General features: G+C 69.6%; 5 protein-coding genes. 3 read left to right on the top strand and 2 right to left on the bottom strand.

What is annotated here, in order from left to right:
* The coding region (locus ACNFOC_RS52470) for a hypothetical protein (RefSeq protein ID WP_416966037.1) at positions 1–728 on the bottom strand (728 nt) is incomplete at its 3' end.
* A 150-nt stretch (positions 729–878) separates the two neighbouring features.
* Here ACNFOC_RS52470 and ACNFOC_RS52465 point away from each other — a divergent pair.
* Positions 879–1,247 (top strand): hypothetical protein, encoded by a 369-nt coding sequence (locus ACNFOC_RS52465; RefSeq protein WP_416966036.1) that lies wholly within the window; start codon positions 879–881, stop codon positions 1,245–1,247.
* Between the two features lie 8 nt (positions 1,248–1,255).
* Here ACNFOC_RS52465 and ACNFOC_RS52460 read toward each other — a convergent pair whose 3' ends face one another.
* A complete protein-coding gene (locus ACNFOC_RS52460; protein ID WP_416966035.1) occupies positions 1,256–2,782 on the bottom strand; it encodes an HAL/PAL/TAL family ammonia-lyase in 1,527 nt (508 codons plus the stop codon).
* 178 nt (positions 2,783–2,960) lie between these two features.
* Between ACNFOC_RS52460 and ACNFOC_RS52455 the strand changes: the two genes are divergently transcribed.
* Positions 2,961–3,170, top strand: a complete 210-nt coding sequence (locus ACNFOC_RS52455) for a type II toxin-antitoxin system VapB family antitoxin (protein ID WP_416966034.1) — start codon at positions 2,961–2,963, stop codon at positions 3,168–3,170.
* Positions 3,167–3,331 (top strand): PIN domain-containing protein, encoded by a 165-nt coding sequence (locus ACNFOC_RS52450; RefSeq protein ID WP_416966033.1) that lies wholly within the window; start codon positions 3,167–3,169, stop codon positions 3,329–3,331. The genes ACNFOC_RS52455 and ACNFOC_RS52450 overlap by 4 nt, the downstream gene beginning before the upstream one ends.
* Positions 3,332–3,442: the final 111 nt, after the last annotated feature.

Below are 3,442 nucleotides of genomic sequence, written 5' to 3'. Positions count from 1 at the left end.
GGACGGCCGACGCGTTCCGGATCGCCGAGGGCTGTCTCGGCGACGAACCCACCGTGACCGTCTCCGCCCGGCCCACCGCCGAACATCCCACCGTGCGGCCCGTGATGGTGGAAGCCGTCGAACAGCGCGTCCGCGAGCAACATGCCACCGACACCGGCGGCACCCGCGACGAGCGCGGTCTTCCACCAGGGCGTGCTGTACCAACCCCCGCCCATGGAACGGCCGTTGACGACCCCGCCGGGGTAGTAGTACGGCGTGTTCGCGCCGGGCCGCGCGGACGCGGTGTACGTCTGCCCGCCCACCGTGACCTGTCCTCCGGCACCCTGCGCGGGCAACTCGGGCCCCGGGTCGAGTCCCAGCGCGCCACGGGCGGTACGGATGTGATGCAGCCCCTCGATGGCGGTCTGCGTCACGAGCCCGTACTGCAACGGCGAGTAGGCGACGGCGAGTTGACCCTCGGCGGCACGGTGCCGCTCGGCGGCGTCGGCGAGGGCCTGCCGGGCGGCGGTGTTCCCACCGGCGTCCAGCGTGGACAGACTCCCGCCGAGCCGCTCCACCCAGCGGGTGGCCTCCGCGCCGGCGTCGGCATCGGCGTCGTAGGTCTGCTGCGCCACCCCGGACCCGGCACCGTATCCGAACCGCGAACTCCCGCCCCCCGCCTGCCTCTTGCCGAAGACGACGGCCCCGCCGACGATCAGGGCCAGCAGCACCAACACGATGAAAAACATGACGTCCTCCCGTCCGCGCCGGGATCGGATCACCCCGTACAGGGAGATGAGACCCGGTGGCCCTGAGGGGTGGCTGGACGGGGTCTGAGGGGCGGCTGTGAAAGCGGTGAGCCGAGGTCGAAGGCCTCTCGACGACGGGTCGGTGACGCCGTGAGGTCGTTGATCGCCTTTCTTCCGCGCGACGCGATCGTCGAGGACGTGCGAGATCGACTGCTCGCGCGCGGAGGCGCTGTGGACATCCGTGCGGGACGCATGACCGTGGTGCACGAGGGATCCGTCGCCTGGATCGAACCAGACGTGGAAGGTGAGTTGGGGAGCGAGTACGAGTCGCACGAGCTGACCTTCGTCGCGGGGCTCATCGGCGACTGGGCCGCTTTCGTCGTCGACTTCCGGTCGGCGGACGTTGCCGATTTCGTCGTGGCGGCGCTGGCCGAGCGCTGGCCGTGTGTCGTGGACGACGACGAAGGATTCATCGGGTGGGCCGCCGAATACCTCACGCACGCCACGCCTGAGGCGTGACCGCCCCCTCAGCGGTGCAGCGCTCCCACGACACCCTCTACGACCCTCAACACGTCCCCGCCGCGCACGAGTTCGGCGATGTGCTCGATGTCGGTGTGGAACCCCCTGTCCTCGTCGACGGTCGGTACGGCCACCCGAATCCTGGCGCGCAGCGCCTCCGCCGCCGGTGAGGGTGTGAGCGGGACGAGGAGGTCGAGGGCCTGTGTGGCGCACATCAGCTCGATGGCTATGACGTAGGCGAGTTTGCGCGTCGCGCGGTAAGCCTTCAGGGCGGCGAGATAGGCGTTGCTGACCGCGTCCTCTTGGTTGGCCGAGGTGGTGATGCTGTCGGCGGACGCGGGTACCGCCATGCCGCGCAGCTCCATGGTCAGGGCGGCGGCCGTGTACTGGGCGATCATGTAGCCGCTGTTGAGGCCGGGCTCGCGGACCAGGAAGGCGGGCAGTTCGCTGAAGTTGCTGTTGGTCATGCGGTCGGTGCGGCGTTCGGAGACCTTGGCCAGGACCGTCATCGCGTTGACCATGGTGTCGGCCTGGATGCCGACGTACGTGCTGTCGCAGTTCGCCCCGCTCAGCGCCACCCCGTCCTCGCCCTCGGGGTGGATGACCGGGTTGTCGCCCACGGAGTGCAACTCCTCGACGATGACCTCGCGGGCCTGCGCGAGCGCCCGCTTCGCACCGCCGTGGATCTGCGGTACGGCACGCAGGGAGAGCCCGTCCTGAAGCCGGTGATCGAGGAACTCCGCGCTGATCGCGCTGGACGCGGTCAGCCGTCGTAGATTCTCGGCCACGGCGGCCTGCTCCGGGTGCCGCTTGCGGGCCTGCAACCGGGCGTCGTAGGCACGGACCGTGCCCCTGAGCGCCTGCACGGACAGGCTCGCGGCCACGTCGGCCGTGGTCGCCGCGACCTCGGCGTCATGGGCGGCGAGGACAGCGATCGCGGTGACCGAGTGGGTCCCGTTGGTGAGCGACAGCCCTTCCTTGCAGGCGAGTTGGGCCGGCCGCTCCCCGATGCGGGCCAACGCCTCGGCGCCGGGCAGGAGTTCGCCGCCGTACCAGGCCCGGCCCTCGCCCAGCAGGACGAGCGCCATGTGCGCCTCGGGGGCCAGATAACCTACGGAACCCTCCCCGGGGACGTGCGGCGTGACCCCGGCGTTGAGCATCCGCCGGATCAGCTCCAGCGTCTCGAACCGGATACCGGAGAACCCTTCCCCGAGCCCGACCAACTCCATCAGCGCGATGGCCCGGACGACCTCGACGGGCAACGGCTCCCCGACCGACACGGCGTGCGAGCGGACGATGTTGCGCTGGAGCCGCTCGGCGTCGGCCGGGTCGATGACCTCCGTGACGTTGTCACCGAAGCCGGTGGTGACGCCGTAGACCAGGCGGTTCTCGGCGAGGAAGCGCTCCACCAGCGCGCGGGACTTGCGTACGCGGTCGACGTACGTGGCGTCGAACTCGACCCGGGCGCCGTGGCGGGCGACCGCGACGAACTGCTCGACGGTGATCGGCTCCTCGCCCAGGGTGACAGCGGCCACGGGTCTCTCCTCGCGCTTGACGTGTATCCATTCACTTGCGGATCGAATGAATCACTCTATTTAGCGCTTGGCAAGGGCGGTCTCATGGATGCGTCAGGCGGTGGGGGTGGTCGCTTTCGCGGAGGTGGGGGCCGGTGCGGAGATACTCGAACTCGATTCGTATGTCCAGGAGGTCCCCATGGCCAGGACGCTGATCGACATCGACGAGGAACTCCTGGCGGAGGCGGCCATGGCGTTCGGGACCAAGACCAAGAAGGACACGGTCACCGCCGCGCTCAAGGAGGGCGTCGAACGCAAGAAGCGTGCGCTCGCCCTGGCTCGCCTCGCGGCCCGCGCCGACGAGGGTGACTTCGACCTGTTGCTGGACAAGGAGAACTACCGTCGATGAGCGCGGCCGCCTACCTCATCGACACCAGCGCCCTGGTCCGCGTCCTCGAACTGCCGGTGCGCGCCCGGTGGGAGAAGCCCTTGGAGGAGGGCCTGATCGCCCGCTGCCCACTCACCGAGATCGAGTTTCTGTACAGCGCCGAGAATGCCGTGCGCTGTTGACGTCACGGAAGCAGTGCGCGGCCTCGGCGGCAAGTTCGGTCTCGTCGAAGTAGCTGATCCATTCGGGCTCGTCGTCGCTGTTGCGGCTCTCCAACGCCCTGGTGGCTGCGC

Origin of the sequence: Streptomyces colwelliae, assembly GCF_048158785.1 — a bacterium.
Lineage (GTDB): Bacteria > Actinomycetota > Actinomycetes > Streptomycetales > Streptomycetaceae > Streptomyces.
The sequence above is the reverse complement of the archived record's forward strand: the minus strand, read 5'-3'. Positions and strand labels throughout refer to the sequence as shown.